Raw genomic sequence first — 21,601 nt, 5'->3', positions numbered from 1 at the left:
TCGAGCATCCCGTCAGAAGTGCGCACGCCAGGAGGGCGGGCACGGTCAGTGTGAGTCGCTTAGTCAAGGGTCACCTCGTCGTATGCGCCGGCGATCACAGCACCCTGGTTTCTGAGGCTCGCACGGCCCGGCTCCCAGAAGTCTCCGTGATCCTTCGCGCCGCTCTCCATGATGGAGGCGCCGAAGTCCTCGTCCGTGGGGATGTTGCCGCCCTCACCGTGCCCGACCAGCCTGCCGCCGTGACGCACGATGATGTCGTCCCAGCCGCCGCCCACCGCCCAGACGTGCTCCTTGCCGACGCCCAGGTCGCTCGCGTGCTTCACCTGCATGCCGGGGCTGCCCACCGCGATGATGTCATCCGCGATCGGGCCGCCGCCCAGCTTGGTGGCCATGCCCGTGACGGTGGAGCCGTAGCTGTGGCCCATGAGTGTGGTGTGGGACTTCTCCGGGCCGCCCTGGGCGGTCTCCAGGCCGCCCATGAACTGGCGCAGGGTCGGGGCGCCGGCATCGCCGTAATGGTTGCGCGTGGCCGCGGGGATGTCGTTCGGCGCGTTGTAGTCGAACCACGTGATGGTCGAGATCGAGGCGTTCGCGTCGTAGCGATGCGCGCTCTTGTACAAGGCGTCACTGCGAGTCAGGTCGCCGTCGATCGTCTCCAGCTTCGTCTTCGTCCCCGGCACGTACACCGACGTGTGGTCCGCCGTGTCCGGGTTGCCGACCGCCAGGACCACCCGGCCGTCGTCCTTCTCGCCGTCGAACCTCAGCAGGTACCCCTCCGGCATGCCGGGTCGCGGCTCCAGGCGGTCCTCGATGGCGTTCAAGCCGGCCAGCTTGTCGTTCAACGTGCCCCGGCGGTCCTCGTACGTGTGGTGCCAGTCCAGCCATTCCTTGCTGTAGACCATGCCGCCGCGCGGCCCGTGCGCGACCAGCTTCGGCTTCGGCTCCGGGGGCATGGCGGCCAGTTCGGCCTCGTACTTCGCCTTCGTCTCGGCGAAGACCACGCGGTTGGCGTCGTCGCGGACCGTGGCCGGCAGGCCGTCGAGGGAGCCGATGGAGGCCGGGGAGAGGGTGGCGTACTCGTCACGCTGCTCCGGGGTGAGGGAGTTCCACCACTCGGCGTTCTCCTTCGGGGACTTGCCTTCCGGGATCTTGGCGTCCGCGTAGTTCTCCGCCGCCTGCCGCAACGCCTTGGTGTCGGCGGCCGCGTCCGCGAGCGTCGCGGCGCTCACCGTGAGGCCGGGCTCGGCCTTCAGCTTGCGCAGGGCGGCGGCGTAGCGCCCGTCGATCTCGGCGGCCTCGCGGACGGCGGCGGCGATCGCGTCGGCGACGGCCTGGGCCTTCGCCTGGTTCGGGTTGCCGCCGGTGAGGCCGGGGAAGGGGCCGGGCTTGAGGAGCCCGTTGCCCTGCCACTGCTGGAGCGGCGGACCCATCGGGGTGAAGAAGGGGTTCGAGGAGGTGCTGCCGCCCGGGATCGGCTTCTTGTCGAGGACGTTCTCGCCGCCGGCGGGGAACGTGACCGAGCCGTCGGCGTTGACGGTGAACTTCTGGTTCTCGGCGTCCTCCAGGGCCTGCTTCAGCTTCCGCTGCGGCGCGGCGAGCTCGTGGGCGAGACCGTGCAGCGCGGTGCGGACCAGACCGCACTCGGTGTGCAGGTACTGGTAGTTGCGGGACAGCTGCTCGCCGTCCGCGGTCGCCGCCCTGGCCGTGTCGCCCTTCTGCGTGTCGCGGATCCGGTCCAGCATGCCGTGGTCGACCCGGTCCTTGTCGGCGTGGGAGCGGCCGGAGACCTTCCCCCAGCCGTCGCCGGCGTCCGTGTACTCGGAGAGCCTGAGGTCGCGCAGTTGCTGCCAGGTGGGCATGAAGCCTGACTCTCCCGTTTCCCAAGATCGTGTACGGACGGCTCATCGTAGGAGCGTCGGTAGGGGGAGGAATGAGTACGCATACTCAGCTCAGGCACACGCTCGTATGCTCGCCCCATGACGGATCACCAGGCAGAACGCCCCGCAGGACCCACCGAGAACGCGATGCGCCGCGCCCTCAGGCGGGCCAGGGACGGGGTCGCGCTCGATGTCGCCGAGGCCGTGGTGCTGCTGCAGGCGCGCGGGGCGGATCTGGCGGAGCTGGTCGGGGTGGCGGGGCGGGTGCGGGACGCCGGGCTCGCGGCGGCCGGGCGGGCCGGAATCGTGACGTACTCGAAGAGCGTGTTCATACCGCTGACCCGCCTGTGCCGTGACAAGTGCCACTACTGCACCTTCGCGACCGTGCCCGGCAAGCTGCGCCGGGACGGGCACGGGATGTTCATGTCGCCCGACGAGGTGCTGGACATCGCCCGCCGCGGTGCCGAACTCGGCTGCAAGGAAGCGCTGATCACGCTCGGCGACAAGCCGGAGGAGCGCTGGCCCGAGGCCCGGGAGTGGCTGGACGCCCGCGGGTACGACGACACCCTCGCGTACGTGCGGGCCATGGCGATCCTGATCCTGGAAGAGACCGGGCTGCTGCCGCACCTCAACCCGGGGGTGCTGTCCTGGACGGACTTCCAGCGGCTCAAGCCGGTCGCCCCGAGCATGGGGATGATGCTGGAGACGACCTCGGAGCGGCTGTGGAGCGAGCCCGGCGGGCCGCACCACGGGTCGCCCGACAAGGAGCCGGCGGTCAGGCTGCGGGTGCTGGAGGACGCGGGGCGGTCGTCCGTGCCGTTCACGTCGGGGCTGCTGCTCGGGATCGGGGAGACGTACGAGGAGCGGGCCGAGTCGCTGTTCGCGCTGCGCCGGGTCGCCCGCGCCTACCACGGCGTCCAGGAGCTGATCATCCAGAACTTCCGCGCCAAGCCGGACACGGCGATGCGCGGCATGCCGGACGCCGAGCTCGACGACCTGGTCGCCACGGTGGCCGTGGCCCGGCTCATCATGGGGCCGAGCGCCTGCCTCCAGGCGCCGCCGAACCTGGTGGACGACGAGTACGAGCGGCTCATCGCGGCCGGCATCGACGACTGGGGCGGCGTGTCCCCGCTCACCATCGACCACGTCAACCCGGAGCGGCCCTGGCCGCAGATCGAGGAGCTGGCGGAGAGGTCCGCCGCGGCCGGTTTCGAGCTGCGCGAACGGCTCTGCGTCTACCCCGAGTTCGTGCGGCGCGGCGAGCCCTGGCTGGACCCGCGGCTGCTGCCGCACGTGCGGGCGCTCGCCGACCCGGAGACCGGTCTCGCGAACCCGGACGCCCCCGTGCGCGGCCTCCCCTGGCAGGAACCCGACGAGGCGTTCAGCGGCGCCGGCCGCACCGACCTGCACCGCACCATCGACACCGAGGGTCGCACCGGTGACCGCCGCGAGGACTTCGACGAGGTGTACGGGGACTGGGAGGCGCTGCGCGAGGCCGCCGCGCCCGGCATGGTCCCCGAGCGGATCGACACCGACGTGCGGCAGGCCCTCGCCGTCGCCGCCGACGACCCGACCCGGCTCACCGACGCGCAGGCCCTCGCCCTGCTGCACGCCGACGGGCCCGCCCTCGACGCGCTGACCCGGATCGCCGACGACGTCCGGCGCGCGACGGTCGGCGACGACGTGACGTACATCGTCACGCGCAACATCAACTTCACCAACGTCTGCTACACCGGCTGCCGCTTCTGCGCCTTCGCGCAGCGCCGCACGGACGCCGACGCGTACACCCTCTCCCTCGACCAGGTCGCCGACCGCGCCCAGCAGGCCTGGGAGCTCGGCGCGGTCGAGGTGTGCATGCAGGGCGGCATCCACCCGGACCTGCCGGGCACCGCGTACTTCGACATCGCGCGGGCGGTGAAGGAGCGCGTCCCCGGCATGCACGTGCACGCCTTCTCGCCGATGGAGGTCGTCAACGGCGCCTCCCGCACCGGCCTGTCGATCCGGGAGTGGCTGACCGCCGCGAAGGAGGCCGGGCTCGACTCGATCCCCGGCACCGCCGCCGAGATCCTCGACGACGAGGTCCGCTGGGTGCTCACCAAGGGCAAGCTGCCCACGGCCACCTGGATCGAGGTGATCACCACGGCGCACGAGCTGGGCATCCGGTCCTCGTCGACGATGATGTACGGGCACGTCGACCAGCCCCGGCACTGGCTCGGGCACTTCCGGACGCTGGCGCGCATCCAGCAGGAGACCGGCGGCTTCACGGAGTTCGTGACCCTGCCGTTCATCCACACCAACGCGCCGGTCTACCTCGCGGGCATCGCCCGCCCCGGCCCGACGGTGCGGGACAACCGGGCCGTCATCGCGATGGCCCGGCTGCTGCTCCACCCGCACATCCCGAACATCCAGACCAGCTGGGTGAAGCTGGGCACGGAGGGCGCCGCGGAGATGCTGCGCTCGGGCGCCAACGACCTCGGCGGCACCCTCATGGAGGAGACCATCTCCCGCATGGCGGGGTCGAGTTACGGTTCGTACCGCTCCATCCGCGACCTGGAGGCCATCGCCGAGAGCGCCGGCCGCCCGGCGAAGCCCCGGACGACGCTGTACGGGGAGGTGCCCCAGGAGCGGCAGCGCGTCGCCCGCGCCTCCGACGGGCACCTGCCGGAGCTGCTGCCGCTGGTCCAGGAGTAGGACCGGGCTCAGCCCACCAGGAGCTCGCGCTTCAGCTCCCCGAGCTCCTGGTGGTCGACGCCGATGCCCTTGCGCAGGTAGGCGCGGAAGGAGCCGTACTCCTGCTCCACCTCGTCGAGGCTGGCGTTCAGGTACTCCGGGCGGACGTCCAGGAGCGGCTTGTAGACGGCGGCCTGCTGCGGCGGGAGGTGGGAGAGGACGGCCTCGTTGGCGGCGGCCCGGTAGGTGTTGCTGGCGAGGTAGTCGGCCATGACCGTCTCCTCGGGGACGCCCAGGGCGGTGAGGAGGGCGGCCTCGGCCCAGCCGGTGCGGTCCTTGCCGGCCGTGCAGTGGAAGAGGACGCCGCCGTCGCCGAGGGTGTCGAAGACCGCTCCGTACGCGGCCTTGGCGGTGCCGCCGCTGACCATGAAGCGGTTGCCCGTGACCATCATGTTCTCGGCCTCGGCCGGGGACTTGGGCATCGTGGCGAAGGTGCCGGTGCCCGCGAGGACGTCGGCGACGGCGTAGCGCGCGCCGGCCGGGACGCGGTCGGGGGCGGCGGCGCGCTCGGACTCCATGCGCAGGTCGAGGACGGTCCGTATGCCGAGGCGCCTCAGCTTGGCGAGGTCGGCGTCGGTGACCTTGTCGAGGGCGTCGGAGCGGTAGACCTCGCCCATCTTCACCCAGTGCCCGTCGCGGGTGCGGTAGCCGCCCGCGTCACGGAGGTTGACCGTGCCCTGGAGGCGGATCAGCCGATCGGCGAGGCGCAGCGAGCCGCCCCGCTCGGGGACCAGGTCGAACCAGCGGCGGTCGGCGGAGGGCAGCCCGGTGACGGTGACGCTGCCGGCGGAGCCGCCGCGGGCGACGGTGCGGCCGTCGGTGCGGACGGCGACGGCGCGGGTGCCGGGGGCGTTCCAGGTGATCGTGAAGGTGCCGCCGGGGTTCTCGGTGACGGTCGCGGCGGTGAAGGGTACGGCGGTGCGGGAGTGCTCCGCGTGCCCGTGCCCGGGGCGGGGGTGCGCGGAGGCGGTCGGGGCGCCGAGACCCACCAGGAGCGCGGCGGCGGCCAGCGCGGCGGCGGAGGTCTTGACTCGTGTCACAGGGCTCATGGCGCGGATGCTTCTGGCCGGGTGCGAACTTCCGGTGAACTGTGGTCGAAACCGCATCGAAAAAGGACTGACAGGCGTCCGATCGCATAACGCTCCGCGCCCTGAACGAGCGCATCCGGTCTATTACAGTGCTGGACGAGCAGCTGCCGACCGGGGGAGGCACGACGTGACCACCACAGCCGCGGCCGTGTGGGGCCGCGCCGAACAGCAGGACTTCCGCGCCCGCGTCCGCGGCTGCCTGCTCGGCGGCGCCGTCGGCGACGCGTTCGGCGCGGGGGCGGCCGGGCGCACGCTCGCCGAGCTCCGCGCCGCCCACGGCCCCGAGGGCCTGACGGAGCCGGTCCCCGCGCACGGCCGCCACGGCGCCGTCACGGCCGCCACGCAGATGGCCCTGTTCACCGTGGACGGCCTCATCCGCGCCCAGGTCCGCCGCGACACCGGCGCCTGGCACCCGCCCACCGACGTGCACCGGGCGCACCTGCGCTGGGCGGCGACCCAGCGCGACTGGGGCCCCGACGAGCGGCGCGCCGACCTGGGCTGGCTGGCCCGCGAGGAGTGGCTGTACGCCCGCCGCGACCCGGCCAGGGCCTGCCTGACGGGTCTCGGCGACGAGGTCCTCGGCACCCTGGAGCGACCCAAGAACCCGGGGGCGGAGGACTCCGGCGCCCTGGTCCGCTCGGCGCCCTTCGGGCTGCTCGTCGGCTGGGAGCCGCAGCTGGTCTGCCAGCTCGCGGTGGAGTGCGCGGCGCAGACGCACGGCGCTCCGGCCGGGTACCTGGCGGCCGGCGCCCTCGCGGTCGTCGTGCACGGCGTGGCCCGCGGCGACGGCGTCGACGGCGCCGTCCGCACCGCGCTGGAGCAGCTCGCCCCGCGCCCCGGCCACGAGCCGGTGACGCAGGCCCTGGAGGCCGCGCTGGGCGCCGTACGCCAGGGGGCGCCGGACGCGGAGCGGGTGGCCGCGCTCGGGGCGGCCGAGGACCGGGCGGCGGGGCAGCTGGCGGCGGCCGTGTACTGCGCCTCGGTCGGCGAGGACATCCGGCACGGGCTGCGGCTCGCGGTCAACCACGACGGTCCGTCCGCGGCGACCGGCGCCCTGACCGGGGCGCTGCTCGGCGCCCTGCACGGCGAGACGGCCCTCCCGCCGGCCTGGCTGGCCGGTCTGGAGGGCCGTGCGACGGTCCTGGAGCTCGCGGACGACTTCGCGATGGAGATGACCCAGGGCGCCGCCCTGCACGGCCCCGCCGAGTCGGCGCCCGGCTGGCTGGCCCGCTACCCGAGGGGCTGACCGCTCCGCTCGCCGCACCGTCCTGTCGTAGGGGGCGGTCGGGAGCGCGAACCGGTGGAGATGACCGGGTCAACAGGCTCGGTCGTTCTCGGCCGAGAAGGTGACGTACTCCAGAGGTGAGGCGACCGGCAGCGGAGTCGGTTGAGGCGGGGCGCGAAACGGTGGGTGCCGACGGCGGTGCCGATGGACGCGCCCGGGGCGGGACACGGATCGCCCCCTCGCGCACGTCCAGGAACCCGTCCGAATCGGTGGGCAGCTCAGCGCATCAGCTCCCCCGCGTTGACCAGCAGCGACTGACCGGTGATGGCCCGCGCCCGGTCCGAGGCGAGGAAGGCCGCCGCCTCCGCGACGTCCCCGTCCGTCGCCAGCTCCGGAAGCGCCATCCGCTCCGTGAGCCGCCCGAGCACCTCGTCCTCCGGCACCTGCTCGGTGTGCGCGGTGAACTGGACGTACGCCTGGACCGGCGGCCCCCACATCCAGCCCGGCAGCACGGTGTTGACCCGGATCCGGTGCGGCCCGAGCTCGCGGGCCATCGAGTACATCGCCGAGGTCAGGGCCCCCTTCGACGCCGCGTACGCCGCCTGCCACACCTGCGAGGGCGCGGCCACCGCCGACTGGGTGCCGATCAGGACCACCGAGCCGCCGCGCTCCTTCAGGGCCGGCAGGCAGGCGCGGGTCATCCGCAGCGTGCCCAGCAGGTTGACGTCCAGGACGCCCTGCCAGGTCGCGAAGTCGGCGTCCTGGAGGCCGCCGAAGTACGAGTCCCAGGCGGCCACGTGGACCACGGCGTCGATCCCGCCGAAGCGCTCCACCGCGAGCGCGGCCAGCGCCTCGCACTGGGCCTCGTCGGTGATGTCGGTGACCCGGTAGGCGGTGCTGCCGCCCTCGGGGTCGATCTCGGCGGCCGACTTGGCGAGATTGGCCTCGGTCCGCGCGCCGAGGACCGCCCGGCCCCCGTCCCGCACCACCGTCTCGGCGATCCGGTGGCCGAGCCCGGCGCCGACGCCCGACACGACCACCGTCTTTCCCTGGAGCAGTCCTTGGAACGGCATCCGGAACCTCCCTGGGCCTGTTCAACGATCTGACGGCCCGTCAGAGTAGGTGCACGGAACCGAGCAGGGAAGGGGCAGGACGATGAGCGACATCGAGACCTACGCGGAACTGGCGTCGGTCGGCCCGTACGGCGTGCACCCGGGCCACGCGCTGATCACCATGGTCGAACCGCACCCGGGCCACGAGTACGCCTACAACCGCTGGTACGAGGACGACCACTACTACGCGGGCGCCATGGCCATGCCCTGGATGTTCGCCGGCCGCCGCTGGGTCGCCACCCGCGCCCTCCAGGAGCTGCGCGGCCCCGAGAAGTCCGCGGTCGCCCAGCCGGTCACCGCGGGCTGCTACCTCTCCACGTACTGGATCACCGAGGGCCGCTACGACGAGCACATGAAGTGGACCGTCGGCATCAACAAGCGCCTCAACCGGGACGCCCGGGTCTACCACGACCGCACCCACGTCTTCACCTCGTTCCAGGACCACGAGGCGACGGTCTACCGGGACGGGGCGGCCGGCCCCCGGGACTTCCACGCCCTCGACCACCCGTACGCCGGGCTCGTCCTCCAGGTGGTCGACACCGAGGGGCCCGAGGCGCGGGACGCCCTCGTGGAGCGGCTGCGCTCGCGCGAACTGCCGCGCCGCCTCGCGGGCTCGCCCGCGGCCATGGTGACGCTCTTCCGGCCCACCCCGCTGCCCGGCGACCGGATGACGTACGTGAAGCAGGTCGAGGGCGTCGACACCCGGCTGACCCTGCTGTGGTTCCTGGAGCGCGACCCGCGCGACTGCTGGGACGGGCACTTCGCGGACCTGGTGGCGCCGGAGTGGGGCGGTCGGGTCGAGCTGGTGGCGCCGTTCGTCCCGACGGTGCCGGGGACGGACCGGTACGTGGACGAACTGCGCTAGGGGCGCCGGGGCCGGGGGCCCAGGGGCCCCGGGAAAGGGCCGAGCCCCCTCGGCCAGGACGGCGGACCGGTCGAGAGGGCTCTTCTCCTGCTGTGCGGTGGTGCTGCGGGTGGTGCGGTGGACGCCGGGGGTCACAGGACCCCGGCGTTCACCTCGCCCACGAAAGCGGTCCAGGAACCCGGTCCGAAGGAGATCGAAGGGCCCTCGGGGGCCTTGGAGTCACGGACCGCGATCGCGCTCACGACGGGGGACTTGACCTCGATGCAGGCCCCGTTGCCGCCGGAATACGAGGACTTGGTCCAGGTGTCCGTGCCGCCCTGAATGATGCCCATGTTTCTCACTCCGGTTCTGTAGGTGTCACGCCAACGTTCTTCTTGCCTTGGCGTGATCGACGCTACTCGCCCGGCCCCGTCCGGCGGGACTGGCGTTCACTCGACCGGATGGCATATTCCAACTGCGCTTCCGCTGAGGTCAGTCGGGGGTGTACCGTACCGGCCTCTTCACGTGTCGCCGGACCGAAGAGCGGCATTCACCCCGCTTCCGCCGCCTCCCCGTCCGCGTACTCCTTCGCGATCCGCGCCACGAACTCCCGGGTCTGCTCCGCGTTCAGCGCCTGCGCCCGCAAGTGCTCGTACATCACGCTGTACTTCGCTACGTCCTGCGCCTTCTCCAGGTACAGGTCGCTCGTCACGCCCTCGATGTAGACCACGCTGGAGTCGGAGGTGTCGGGGAACTCCAGGATCGCGTAGTGCCCGCTGATGCCCGGATGCGCGCCCATGTCGAACGGCAGCACCTGCACCGTCACGTGCGGCAGCATCGACTGCTCGACCAGGTGCTCCAGCTGTTCCACCATCAGCCGCCTGCTGCCGACGACCCGGCGCAGCGCGCCCTCGTCGATCACCGCCCACAGGCGCAGCGGGCGCTCCTCGGCCTTGATGCGGTCCTGGCGGCGGGTGCGGACGGTGACCCGCTTGTCGATGTCGGCGGTCGCCGACTCGGGCAGCGCCCCGCTGATGACGGCCTCGGCGTAGCCGTGCGTCTGGAGCAGCCCCGGGATGATCTGCGGCTCGTACACCCGCAGGCTCTCCGCGTCGGTCTCCAGACCGATGTAGACGCTGTACGGGATGTCGCCGAAGGCGTGCCACCAGCCCTGCTGGCGGGAGTCCTTGGCCATCTGCATGAGCGAGTCCACCACCCGCTCGTCCTCGACCTCGTACACCCCGCACAGGTCGCGCACATCGCGCTGGCTGATGGAACGGCGGCCGTTCTCGAGGCGGCTGATCTTCGACTGGGAGACGAGGAGACGCTCGGCGACCTGCTCGGCCGTCATGTTCTTCGCTTCCCGGAGCCGGCGCAGCTCCTGGCCCAATCGGCGTCGCCTGACGGTGGGGTTGACACTGGACGCCACGGAAACTGCACCTCCGGCTGTCGGCTGCGTAGCTGTGAGTATCTACTGCTTGGCAGACTGCCACCAAAGGTGTGGTGTGCGCTGGGAAATCACCAGACGGGCGCGGGTGGCGTGCGGGTGCGGGGCGGGCGTCACGACGCCCGCCCCGCACCCGTTCGCGGCTCCCGGTGTGGATCAGGGGGTGCGGTCACGCGCTGTTCGCGCGCCGACCGCACGCCCGGGGTCACACGGCACGGGCCATGCTGCCCCGGCGCGGCTGCTGCGGAACCCCGCTCGCCGCCGCGTTGCGGCGCGGCTGTGCGGCCACGCCGTTCTGGACGTCCATCACGGCGTGCGCCACGAGGCCGCCCATGGGATCGTGCCGGATCAGGTCGCGCAGCCGGGACCGCGACGACCGTCCTTCGTTCCCCGGGTACAGGTGCTTGCCGAGACCGACCGCGTGGGCCAGCGCGGCGAGCGCCGCGGTCCGCGGGTCCGGCGGTACGCCGGTGCGGATCGCACTGTCCAGCCGGGATCGGATGTCCCGGCTGATCGCCGTGTCCGTCGCCTGGTAGCGAGTCGTCGGCAGCACCCCGCACATCTGGCCCTCCACGGCATGCACCATGCCGCAGCGCTCCAGGTGCGCGAGATAGATCTGACGCAGCCCCAGTCGGGGCCCGCCGATCCAGTGGACGGCCCGAACCGGGCTGCCGCGTCGGCGCAGCAGTTCCAGTGCGGAGTCCAGAGTCGGATCTCCGGTCGGCCGTGGCATCACCACGGCGATACGATCCCCGTCAGGGGCTATCCGTCCTGCCAGAGCCAGCTCCACTAGCTGTGCTCCGGCGAGGCCGAGGTCGAGCGACTGCGGCTGCGCTGTGGTACCCGTGGCCGGGTCCAGAGCGAGCAGCAGAAGCTCCTCCGGAATTGTTCTGCGGCTCCTGCCCATCCATGCCTCCCCGCGTGGATGAATGACAGGGTGACCCCTCTCACATTCATCTGTCGAGAGTGCCTGGTCGGTTCGTGTGGGAACCGGCAGGTATGTCGTTCTCGTCTAGCACGGGGCCAAGGGGTCCACACAGGACACTGGTAGATGGTTCGGACGTCCGGACGAGTTCCGGACGCTTTTCGTATGACGTTTCGTTTGGCGCATGGAGGAGGCACGGTGGCGGGCGAGTCCCCGGACAAGGCGGAGCAGCGGGAGAGCGTGGCCGGCGGCGACGGCAAGGACCCGCGTCTGTCCGTGCTCCAGGACCGCGTGGACGAGCCGACGGCCGTCTTCAAGGCACTGGCTCCGCGGACGGCACCTGAGGACGCGCAGGGCGCGCCTGAGGGGGGCGCTTCCGGTGAGGACGCCCGGGAGAGCGCCGAGGACGCCGTCGAGGGCACGGACGCGGGTGCCGAGGACGCAGCCCCGGAGGGTGACCGGTTGAGGGCCGCCGTGGCGGCGTGGGTCGCCACGGAGGACGACGAGGAAGGCGCGGAGGCGCCGGAGGCGCCGGAGGGCGCCGGGACGGCTGCCGGGGCGTCTGACGCCGTGGTGAGCGAGGCGGTTGGCGACACGGACGAGCCGGAGGCCGTAGAGGCCGCCGACGCCGACGCCGACGGCCCGGACGCCGAGGCTGGCGCCGAGGCCGAGGCCGAGGCCGAGGAGCGGACGGCGGCCGCCGAGGCTGCCGAGCCCGAGCCCGAGACCGCCGACGCTGCCGACGCCGCCGACGATGCTGAGCAGCGGTCCGAGGCCGCTCCGGAGCCCGAGGTCGAGCCCGAGGCCGAGCCCGAGGCGGACAAGGCGTCTGCGGCGGACAAGGCGTCTGAGGTGGACAAGGCGTCCGAGGCCGCCGTGGCCTCCCCCGCCCGCACCACCTCCTGGGCCAAGGGTGACGGCGCCTCCGAGGAGCCGAAGGCGGCTGCCGCCGCCGGTGGCGAGTCCTGGTTCGCGCGGAAGGCGACGGCGCCCGAGGCCGCGCCCGCGCCCGAGCCCACGGCGGCGCCCGAGCCCGAGGCCGAGGCGAAGCCGGCCGCCGCGCCCACCCCGGCCCCCGTGGACCAGCCGACCGCCGTCTTCAAGGCGCCCAAGCTGCCGGCGGAGCCCAAGGCGCCCGTCGTCGACCAGCCCACCACGGCCCTGAAGCTGCCCGAGTCGATGTTCCGCCCGCTCAAGGGCGACATCACCCAGGAGCAGCCCAAGCCCCCGGCCGCCGCGGCGCCCGCCGCCGAGGCGGAGGTTCCGGCCCCCGCCCCCGTGCCCCCGGCGCTCGCCGAGGCGGAGCGGACCAGGCAGCAGCCGCTGCCGCCGCGCCCGCCGCTGGAGATCCTGGCGGAGCTCACGAACACCCCGCCGCCGCCGGAGACGCCGCTGCGGACCGGCGTGCGGCGGGTGAAGATCTGGACCCCGCTGGTCCTGCTGCTGCTCGTCGTGTTTGCGGTCGTACAGATCGTGCGGCCGCTGCCGGACCCGGCGCTGACGCTGTCGGCGGCGCCCACGTACACCTTCGACGGCGGCGCGCTGCAGCTGCCGTGGCCGTCCGAGGGACAGGGCGCCGCCGAGGTCGAGGGCGTGGGCTCGCTGGGCACGTACGGCCCGCAGAAGCCGGCGCCGATCGCGAGCGTCGCGAAGACGATGACGGCGTACGTGATCCTCCGCGACCACCCCGTCAAGGGGAAGGAGAAGGGCCCGAAGATCGAGGTCGACGCGATCGCCGGTGAGCAGGCGAAGGCGAAGGACGAGTCGACGGCCCCGATCAAGGAGGGGCAGACCTACACGGAGAAGGAGCTGCTCGAACTCCTGATGATCCCGTCCGGCAACAACGTGGCGCGGCTGCTGGCCCGCTGGGACGCCGGTTCGGAGGCCGCGTTCGTCGAGAAGATGAACGCCGCGGCCAAGGAGCTCGGGATGACGGAGTCGACGTACACGGACCCGTCCGGTCTGCAGTCGAGCACCGTGTCGACCCCGCTGGACCAGCTGAAGCTGGCGAAGGCGGTCATGCAGTACGACGTGTTCCGCGAGATCGTGGACATGCCGAACGTGACCGTCGACGGCATCCCCGGCCGGATCGAGAACAACAACAAGATCCTGCTGGAGCCGGGCGTCAGCGGCATCAAGACCGGCTCGTCCACCCCGGCCGGCGGCAACCTGCTGTGGGCGGCGTACACGGTCGTCGACGGCAAGAAGCAGCGCGTCCTCGGCATCGTGATGGGAGCCAAGGACGCCGACCAGCTCTGGCAGAAGCTGGACCTGGCCATCGCGAACAGCCTCAAGGTGATCCAGCAGGCCCAGAAGGACGTCACGTCCGCGGCCGTGGTGAAGAAGGGGCAGGTCGTCGGGTACGTGGACGACGGCCTCGGCGGCCGGACGCCGGTCGTGGCGACCAAGGAGCTCCGGGCGGTCGGCTGGCCGGGCCTCAAGGTGGACCTGGAGCTCACGAACGGCGGTAAGGCCCTGCCGCACTCCGGGAAGGCCGGAGACGTGGTCGGCCAGGTGTCGATCGGCACGGGCAACGGCAAGGTCAGCGCGCCGGTGGCGCTGCAGGGCGACCTGGTCGAGCCGGGCCTCGGCAAGAAGCTGACCCGCGTCGGCTGAGCCGGGCGGACCGATCCCAGAGGGTGCCCGGGGAGCTCCCCGGGCACCCAGCTGTTAGCGTCGTGCCCGGGGACGGGAAGCGGAACACCGGTACGGAAAGGCACCAGCAGAGCCGGGCAGGGCAGGGGAGAGGGCCGCAGTTGACCACCGCAGAGGGGACCCGGGAAACCGGAGGCCAAACCCACGTGTCTTCGCCTTCGCGAATAGAGCTCCCGGGTCAGCGACCGGCCCCGGAACCTCCCGCGCCGCCGGCCGCGCCCCGGCGCAAGCGCCGCTACACGGTCCTCGCCGCGACAGCAGCCGCGGCCGTCACCCACATCCTCTGGTTCTTCTTCTTCGCGAACAGCGGCGGCGACCTGGCCGCGCAGGACGCGTGGGCGGAGTTCGTCGGACGGCACCCGGACTCGGCGTACAACCTCGCCTGGTACGGGGGGATGCACCCGGTCTCGTACAGCGTGGTGTCGCCGTACGTGATGTCGGTGCTCGGCGTGCGGACCACGATGATGATCGCGGGGACGCTGTCGGCGGCACTGACGGCGCTGATCCTGGTGCGGGTGCGGGCGGTCCGCAACCCGATGGCGTGCGCGCTGGCCGGGGTCTTCGCGTTCCTGTGCAACGCGCTGTCGGGGCGGGTGACCTTCGGCCTCGGCATGATGTTCGCGCTCGGCGCGGTCGCGGCGGTCTTCTGCTGGCCGCACCGCTGGCGCTACCGCCGCTGGGCGAAGGCCGCGGTGGCGGCACCGCTGGCCGGCCTGGCGACGGCGTGCAGTCCGGTGGCGGGCCTGTTCCTGGGCGTGGCGGCGGCCGCGCTCTTCCTCAACAAGCGGCGCCCCGGCGCGTACGCCCTGGGCCTTGCCCCGGTGGCGGTGGTGGCCCTGTCGGCCTGGCTGTTCCCCTTCTCGGGGACACAGCCGATGTCGTTCATGTCGACCTCCCTCCCGCTCCTCTTCGGCATCCTGTGCCTCGTGCTCGTCCCCCGCGACTGGCGCACGGTCCGCACGGCCGCCGCGGTGTACTCGGCGGGCACGCTCCTCACCTGGCTGATCGACTCGCAGATCGGCTCGAACGTCTCGCGCCTGGTGATGCTCTTCGCCGGCGTGGTCCTGCTGGCGGCGCTCCCCTACACGGTGCCGCGCTCCCGCCGCTGGTACGCGATCGTGCTGGCCTTCGCGGGCCTGAACTTCTGGATCGGCTTCAAGGGCGTCGACGACGTGATCCGCACCGCCCCGGACGCGTCCTGGGCGCGCGAGGTGGCGCCACTGATCAACCAGCTCCAGGTGCGGGGCGCGGAGAAGGCCCGCGTGGAGGTCGTCCCGGCCTCCAGCCACCGCGAGTCGTCCGCCCTGGCCCCGTACATCAACCTGGCCCGCGGCTGGAACCGCCAGGCGGACATGGAGCGCAACCCGCTCTTCTACGACGACACCCTGAACGCGGCGAACTACCAGGACTGGCTCGGCCGCTGGGCGGTCCACTACGTGGTGCTGCCGACCGGCGCCCCCGACTCGGGCGCCGAACGCGAGGCGGAGCTGGTCGACGACGGCCTGCCCTACCTCCACCAGATCTGGTCGGACGCGAACTGGCGCCTGTACGAGGTCACCGACCCGACCCCCCTGGCGGACCCGCCGGCCCAGGTCCAGCGCGCCGAGGCCAACGAGGTCGTCATCCGCCTCGACGCCCCCGGCCGCGTCCTCATCCGCGTCCCGTACTCCCCCTGGCTCGCCCTCCTCGACGCCGACGGCGCCAAGATCGAACCGCCCCAGGAGACGGAAGCCTCGAAGGAGGCCCGCGAGGCCTCCGAGACGGACCTCCCGAAGACCTTCGCCAACAAGGAGGGCTGCCTCCTGAAGGCCACCCCCGACGCGGAGGGCGACGAATGGACCGAACTCCTCGCCCCCAAGGCGGGCACCTACCGCCTGGGCGCGCCGTACAAGCTCTTCCCGCGCGGCACCACCTGCCCGGAGGAGCTGCGCTGAGCGAGTGACCGCGGCGGGCCGCAGCGCTGGGCGCGGGCCGTGGGGTCAGGCGACTCCGAGGCGTCTCTTCCAGGCCGCCGAGAGGCGTGGACGCAGCAGGACGACTCCTTGCTGTGTCCCCACGGCGAGGTCCAGTGTCGGGCTCCCGGGCAGTACGGTCCCCGACGTCACCAGCGCGGGCAGCGGTGCCGCCCAGATCCGCTCCCCGCTGGGAAGGTGACACAGGGCGACCCCGTGCTCGTCGCTGACGGCGAGCAGGGTCTCCCCGCTGGGTGCGGCCCCCGTCCACAGGAGGCGCCGCGCTCGGACGGCGAGGGTGCGTGTGGGGGCCTCGGGCGTGGCGGAGTTCCAGAGGGTTACGGGGAGCGTGACGGATTCGCCGGACTCGGTCGCGTCCATGTACAGGAGCACGGCTGCCCCGCCGGGCATGTCGGCCCAGCGAAGAAAGAAGCCGCTGCCCTTGGTGAGCTCCCTGCGAGTGGCCAGACCTCTCCTGCCGTGGTCCCGCGCGGCGGGGTGGATGGGCAGGGCCCGGTCCGTCTCCAGGTCGAGGACGGCCGCCTTTCCGTCGCGGCAGGCCAGTGCGACGTAGCGGGTCCCCTCGGCGGCGTGATGCGGTACCAGGGCCGTCAGCCGAGCCGGCAGCTCGAGGGGCTCGTCTCGCAGGGGCTTGTCGGCGGTGGCGTCCCAGAGGAATCCCCGGGTGACGTCGTCGGCGCCCGGCAGGTGAGATGCGACGAAGTGGTGGGAGATGGTGAAGTCCCCACGGACAGCGGCTGGACGTACTCCGACCAGGAGGACCGCGTGCCCTGATCGTGCGGTGAAGGCCGTGGAGTGAACCATTTCCTGGGAGGTGTCGACCTTCCACCAGCTCTGCCTCGTCTCGGTACCGGCACCGTGGGACGCGACCGCGTACAGCTTGCCCTCCACCGGGCAGTAGCCGACCATACGGGCCGAGGCGTGGCGGGCGGAGGCCGGCACCAGGTGGCACTCCACGCCCCACGGGACCGACGTGAGACGGTCCGGCTCGGCGCACACCACGGATTCGGGAGCGGTGATGTGGTGCCAGGAAAAGCCGGCTTGCGTCAGCGACTCGGTGCCGGTGTCGACGATCTTCTCGGATTTGACGAGCAGGTGCGCAGAGCCGTCCGGGTCCTCCTTCCAGCTCTCCATCGCGTTGTGGATCTCGAGCAACGTGCGTCCGGCCAGTTCTCCGCCCTCGGTCTCGGCGCCGTCCAGGACGGTGGCGTCCACCAGCCGGAGGCTGCCCCAAGAGCTGGCCACGGCGATGTCGGGGAACGCGCTCCATCCGTGGACCGCCTGGGTGTGGGCCAGGTCGAAGAGGGTGGTGTCCCTGCTTTCGTTCGCCGTCTGGTCCTGATGCCGGGCGCCGTCGTCGTACCGCCACTGCCAGAGCCGTGCCGTGCCGTCGTTGCCGAGGGTGAGGATGTCCAGAGTCTCCGGCGTGCCGGAGCCGAGCAGGTGCACGGCGCTCACCGCACCCTCGTGGCCGTACATCGGGGCACTGACGGGCAGGCCTGTGGAGCAGTCCAGTACCTGGACCCCTTCGATGTGGCCGCCGACCACGCTGTGGATCCGTCCGCGCAGCGCCCTGGGGGCCGGGACGAAGAACTCGGCGGAGACCGTGGGCGTCGCGGTGGTGGCGACCTGCCCCGTCGCCGTCGAGATGATCTGGACGTCGCCCCAGCGCTGGTGAGCGACGAGCACGTGCTTCGCGTCGTCCAGGGACACGAAGCCGCCCTGGAGCCAGTGGCTGTACTTGTCCTGATCCGTGGACGAGGCTCTGCCGGAGGCGCAGTCGAGCAGGAAGAGCCGGTGTGGTCCCCCGCTCTGGTACGTTCCCTCCCCGATCGCGACGGTCGCGGTGTCTCCTGACCGGAGCGTCCCGTCGAGCAGCCGGGGGCTGTCCAGCTCCTCCAGCAGCGTCGCGTACGTGCCCGGGTGCCCGATCGTCCACCGGGTGACGGTTCCCCGGACACCGTCGCAGACGATCAGCGCCGGCTCGACGTCCCCGGTCGGGACCAGCCTGGCGGTCGCTCCCGGGTTGCCGAGGGCCTCGGGCGACCTAGGGCACTCCACGTCGAGAACCGGCCCCGTCGTGAGGTCGTGGACGACCACCCGCTCCTTGCCACTGCACACCACGACCGGGGTGCCCGAACTCAGCTCGCCGGTGTCGAGGATCGCCTCGTACCCCGTGCCCGGGACGTGCCGGACGAGGGTGCGCTCCACGAGATCCCAGACGCGGAGGTCCCCCGCGGCGTCGAGAGTGACCGCCAGCGGCGGCCCCTGACGGGCCGGCAGGAGAGCGAGGCCGACCACGGCGGCCGGATGCGGCAGCACCGTCGACGTCGACGGCGCGTCGAGGGCCCACAGGTGCACGTGCGTGGCGCCCGCGACCGACTCGTGCGTGAGTCCGTCCTGTCGGACGGCCAGGACGACCCGGCCCCCGTCCGGCAGCGTCGTGTCCTCGACCAACCAGCTACTGCTGAACGACGTCGTGGAGTACGACACGTCCTCGTGCCGTCCGACGATGCGGTGCGGACTCACGGGGCGGGACTCGACCCGCAGACGCTGCACCGAATCCGACAGCTTCTCCGCGCGCCGGGCGAGCTCGGCCGCTCCGTGCGATTCCGCGGCGAAGGCGAGCCGTGCGGCTCGGTCCGTGCCGTGGAGGGCGGAGCCGCCGAGGGTGCCCACGTAGCGCTCCACCGCAAGCGCCAGGGCCGGGTCGTCCCGTACGTGCCGGACCGCGGGCAGCAGTCCCGTCGGTTCCGCGGCGAGGACGAACGCGGGGTCCGTCACGAAGTGCTCGATCGTGCCTGCCGCCGCCGCGTGCGTGGCCAGGTGGGCGCGGACGTAGGGGTGGGCGCGGTACCAGTCACGATCGGGAGTCAGGTCGAGCAGGGTGGCGACGAAGTGCTCGGCGACGTCCCGGAGGTCCCGGCGACGCAGCATGCGCTGTCGCAGGTGGTCCGTCAGTTCCTGGTGATAGAGGCGGAAGTGCTTGATCCCTGCCACTTCCACGCTCGACAGGTACGAGCCGTTCTCCTCGATCAGCGCGTCGATGTCCGCCTCGCGCAAGGGGAGCTCGGAGAGGCGCCGCGCGGCCGAGAGCCAGATCTTGCGCGGCAGTCCGTGGCCCTCGCCGAACGCCAGGGCCGTGAGGAGCGAGGTGGCGTTCTCCCGCCGCTCGATCGGGAGCCGTCGCAGGTACTCCTCGAAGGCGCCGCCCACGTCCGAGGGCAGGGACAGGGCCCAGCCCGGGATGCTCGTGTCGACGGGCTCGCCGCGGAGCAGCGCGCTCGCCACCATGCGGGCCACGAGGAAGCAGTGGCCGGCGCGGCGGGCGACCTCCTCGGCGATGGCGCGAGCGCTGTCGGGTGCCTCCTCGTACGGGGAACCGGCGTCCGTCAGGATGCGCTCGACGTACTCCGCGGTGTCGGTGTCGTCCGCGTACTGGGGGCTGTCCAGGTCGACGGCCCGGACCCGGTCGCCGAGGTACGGGAGGAGTTCCCGGCGGGTGCCGACCACGAGGCGCACGCACGGGATCGCCGCGAGCGGACGCAGCAGGTCCCATGCGATGCGCTGGGCCTCGGCCTTGTCGTCGGCCGGGCCGGCTTCGTCGAGGGAGTCGACGACGACGCGGAGCGGGCGCTTCCGGTCGGCCAGCGCCTTGAGCAGCGTGGCCGGGAGTGCGGCGGTGAGGTCCGCGGCAGCGGCAAGTCTCCCGACGATGTCGTCCAGCACCTGGTGGTGGGCGTTGATCGACACGTCCGAGTGCTCTTCGAGCACCAGTCGTCCCAGCACCGCCGACTTGCCGGAGCCGGGCGCGGCCGTGACGGCCAGAGCGCCGCGGCTGCCTTCGCCGTTCAGCTGGTCACGGAGCACTGTGAGGGCGTGGCCCCGTCCGGTGAAGTACGAGCCGGAGTCGTGCACGTGCTCGACGCCACGTCCCCGGGGCTCGAAGTGCGAGGTCAGGTCCGAGACCTCGTCGGACGGCGTTCCGCCGGGGGCCACCTCCGCGCTCGGGTCGTGAGCGGGGTTGCGGAAGAACGGCGGCTGCTCGGTCTGGTCGGAAGAGGAGCATGCCGTGCGCTGACGCTCCCCGAGCTCCTCGAACGCGCGGTTGATCCGGCCGGTCACCGTTGCGGGGGAGAGATAGCGCTGGGACGGCCCGTCGCCGCGTTCGCAGGCCTCGACCAGGCGGGTGACGAACGCGCCGTCCTTGGCCGTGTCGCGGTGACGGGCGGAGGCGAGTACCCACGTGCCGGAGCCGTAGGAGTCCGAGCGTGGCCGCGCCGCCACGATGCCACGGGCCACGGCCGTGATCTCGGCGGCACCGGCCGACGCGTGACAGGCGTCGATGACGAACAGCACATGGCGTACCGGAGACGCCGCCAGTGCCTCCGTGAGGTTCTCCAGGGAAAGCCAGGAACGGGCGTGACCCTCCCGGCTGTCGGCGCAGGCGAGCCGGTACCGTCCGCCCGGTGTCGGCTCGTCGCCGTGGCCCGCGTAGTAGACGACGACCACGTCGTCCGGGGTGAGGTCGGAGCCGATGCACCACTCGGAGAGCGCGTCCTCGAAGGCATCGGCCTCGGGGTCCAGGGAGTGCTCCTCGAGGACCCGCGTGTACCCCATCCGAGGCGAGGTGAAGAACCGGACGACGCGGTCGACGTCGTCGTGCGCCAGGGGCAGCTCGGCGAGGCCGGGGTGTCTGCCGTAGTGCCGCGTTCCCGCGGCGATCAGATAGCGCATCCGCCGGTCCCGCTCTCCGGCGCCAGCGCCTTGACGATGGCCTGGCCGGTCTCCACGGCCGTGAGATAGCGGGTGGCGTCGTGCATGTGCGTGCCGTTGTGCACGCTGAGGTCGGTCACGCGAGGGCCGAAGGCCGGACGGAGTTCGCGTACGACGGCGACGATGTCGGTCGCGTCCGCGATGTTGGTCCAGGAGCGCAGTGGCCGCGGCCACCGGGCCAGCCGGCCGACGGGCTCGGGCCGCAGGCGGTCCAGGACCAGTGCGCCCATGCCCAGCGGCGAGCCGAGGGTGACCAGGGCGTGGACGTCCCAGTCGGCGGCGAGCCTCTCGTCACAGAGGGTCTCGTAGGCGATCACGGAGCCGAGGGAGTGGGCGACGACCACCCGGGTCTCCGGCGTGATCCGGGCGGCGACCCGCTCCCGTGCCGCGCCGCGGACGGTCTCGTCGGCGAAGTAGCCGGCCACCTGCTTCAGATCGCCGACGAGCACCTGGTCGAGGACGCCGTGCAGGAACCGTGCGCCCGTGAGGGCGTCCAGTGCCGCCCGCACCGCGCGCAGCCGCATCGCCTGCGAGGCGCCCCACCCGACCGGACCGCGCCCGCCGGTCTCGTGGGGCCCGGGCACGGCGGGGTCGGTCCGGGCCGCCTCGGCCCACCAGGCCATGAGGAGGGCGAACTCCTCCTCGGTCTCCACGTCGGAGGCGTCGTAGCGGGGGAGTCCGCCCGCCCGGGCGCCGTGCGGGCGGAACAGGTCCCCGTAGAAGGCGACGTCCACCTCGCTCTCCGAGGGCACCGGGCCGCCTGCCAGTCGTGTGCCGCCCCGCAGCTCCGGGACGATGTCCCGGGCCAGCGAATCCTCGCTGAGGTACTGCTTGCCGACACCGTGTACGAAGACGACTCTTGCCACGCGCCCCTCCCCTGGATGCCTGCCCAGCCTATCCGCGCGGACGCGCCGAACGGCGGATGAAGGGGAATGTCCCACACGCCGAG

The 21,601-nt window shown here is 72.5% G+C and carries 13 protein-coding genes; 5 read left to right on the top strand and 8 right to left on the bottom strand.

Going from position 1 to position 21,601, the window contains the following annotated elements:
• Window positions 1-59: 59 nt before the first annotated feature.
• Window positions 60-1,859, bottom strand: a complete 1,800-nt coding sequence (locus OG309_RS15545; protein ID WP_329421400.1) for an alpha/beta hydrolase — start codon at window positions 1,857-1,859, stop codon at window positions 60-62.
• A 117-nt stretch (window positions 1,860-1,976) separates the two neighbouring features.
• Here OG309_RS15545 and OG309_RS15540 point away from each other — a divergent pair, with 117 nt between their 5' ends.
• Window positions 1,977-4,568: a bifunctional FO biosynthesis protein CofGH gene (locus OG309_RS15540; protein ID WP_329421398.1), complete on the top strand. Its 2,592-nt coding sequence runs from the start codon at window positions 1,977-1,979 to the stop codon at window positions 4,566-4,568.
• Between the two features lie 8 nt (window positions 4,569-4,576).
• Here OG309_RS15540 and OG309_RS15535 read toward each other — a convergent pair whose 3' ends face one another.
• Entirely contained in the window at window positions 4,577-5,656 is a 1,080-nt protein-coding gene (locus OG309_RS15535; RefSeq protein ID WP_329421396.1) for a tyrosine-protein phosphatase, read from the bottom strand.
• A gap of 166 nt (window positions 5,657-5,822) precedes the next feature.
• On the opposite strand from OG309_RS15535, the gene OG309_RS15530 reads away from it, so the two are divergent.
• Entirely contained in the window at window positions 5,823-6,941 is a 1,119-nt protein-coding gene (locus OG309_RS15530) for an ADP-ribosylglycohydrolase family protein (RefSeq protein WP_329421394.1), read from the top strand.
• Window positions 6,942-7,198: 257 nt separating this feature from the next.
• Here the strand turns inward: OG309_RS15530 and OG309_RS15525 are convergent, their stop codons facing one another.
• Complete coding sequence (locus OG309_RS15525; RefSeq protein ID WP_329421392.1) at window positions 7,199-7,993, bottom strand: SDR family oxidoreductase; 795 nt, start codon at window positions 7,991-7,993, stop codon at window positions 7,199-7,201.
• An 82-nt stretch (window positions 7,994-8,075) separates the two neighbouring features.
• On the opposite strand from OG309_RS15525, the gene OG309_RS15520 reads away from it, so the two are divergent.
• Entirely contained in the window at window positions 8,076-8,897 is an 822-nt protein-coding gene (locus OG309_RS15520; RefSeq protein ID WP_329421390.1) for a hypothetical protein, read from the top strand.
• A gap of 131 nt (window positions 8,898-9,028) precedes the next feature.
• Here the strand turns inward: OG309_RS15520 and OG309_RS15515 are convergent, their stop codons facing one another.
• From OG309_RS15515 to OG309_RS15505, 3 genes are all read right to left on the bottom strand, one after another.
• Window positions 9,029-9,229, bottom strand: a complete 201-nt coding sequence (locus OG309_RS15515; protein WP_329421388.1) for a DUF397 domain-containing protein — start codon at window positions 9,227-9,229, stop codon at window positions 9,029-9,031.
• A gap of 197 nt (window positions 9,230-9,426) precedes the next feature.
• Entirely contained in the window at window positions 9,427-10,305 is an 879-nt protein-coding gene (locus OG309_RS15510; RefSeq protein WP_329421386.1) for a helix-turn-helix domain-containing protein, read from the bottom strand.
• Between the two features lie 223 nt (window positions 10,306-10,528).
• Window positions 10,529-11,230 (bottom strand): GOLPH3/VPS74 family protein, encoded by a 702-nt coding sequence (locus OG309_RS15505; RefSeq protein ID WP_329421384.1) that lies wholly within the window; start codon window positions 11,228-11,230, stop codon window positions 10,529-10,531.
• 216 nt (window positions 11,231-11,446) lie between these two features.
• On the opposite strand from OG309_RS15505, the gene OG309_RS15500 reads away from it, so the two are divergent.
• Window positions 11,447-13,864 carry a D-alanyl-D-alanine carboxypeptidase family protein gene (locus OG309_RS15500; RefSeq protein WP_329421382.1) on the top strand — a complete coding sequence of 806 codons (2,418 nt, stop codon included), beginning with the start codon at window positions 11,447-11,449 and terminating at the stop codon, window positions 13,862-13,864.
• A 203-nt stretch (window positions 13,865-14,067) separates the two neighbouring features.
• A complete protein-coding gene (locus OG309_RS15495; RefSeq protein WP_402545970.1) occupies window positions 14,068-15,837 on the top strand; it encodes an MFS transporter in 1,770 nt (589 codons plus the stop codon).
• Between the two features lie 45 nt (window positions 15,838-15,882).
• On the opposite strand, the gene OG309_RS15490 is transcribed toward OG309_RS15495, so the two are convergent.
• Together OG309_RS15490 and OG309_RS15485 are read right to left on the bottom strand one after the other, a co-directional pair.
• Complete coding sequence (locus tag OG309_RS15490) at window positions 15,883-20,613, bottom strand: caspase family protein (RefSeq protein WP_329421378.1); 4,731 nt, start codon at window positions 20,611-20,613, stop codon at window positions 15,883-15,885.
• Entirely contained in the window at window positions 20,601-21,518 is a 918-nt protein-coding gene (locus OG309_RS15485) for a hypothetical protein (protein ID WP_329421376.1), read from the bottom strand. The genes OG309_RS15490 and OG309_RS15485 overlap by 13 nt, the downstream gene beginning before the upstream one ends.
• Window positions 21,519-21,601 lie beyond the last annotated feature (83 nt).

Source organism: Streptomyces sp. NBC_01268 (genome assembly GCF_036240795.1).
Classification (GTDB): domain Bacteria; phylum Actinomycetota; class Actinomycetes; order Streptomycetales; family Streptomycetaceae; genus Streptomyces.
This window is presented reverse-complemented; position numbering and strand designations above follow the sequence as displayed.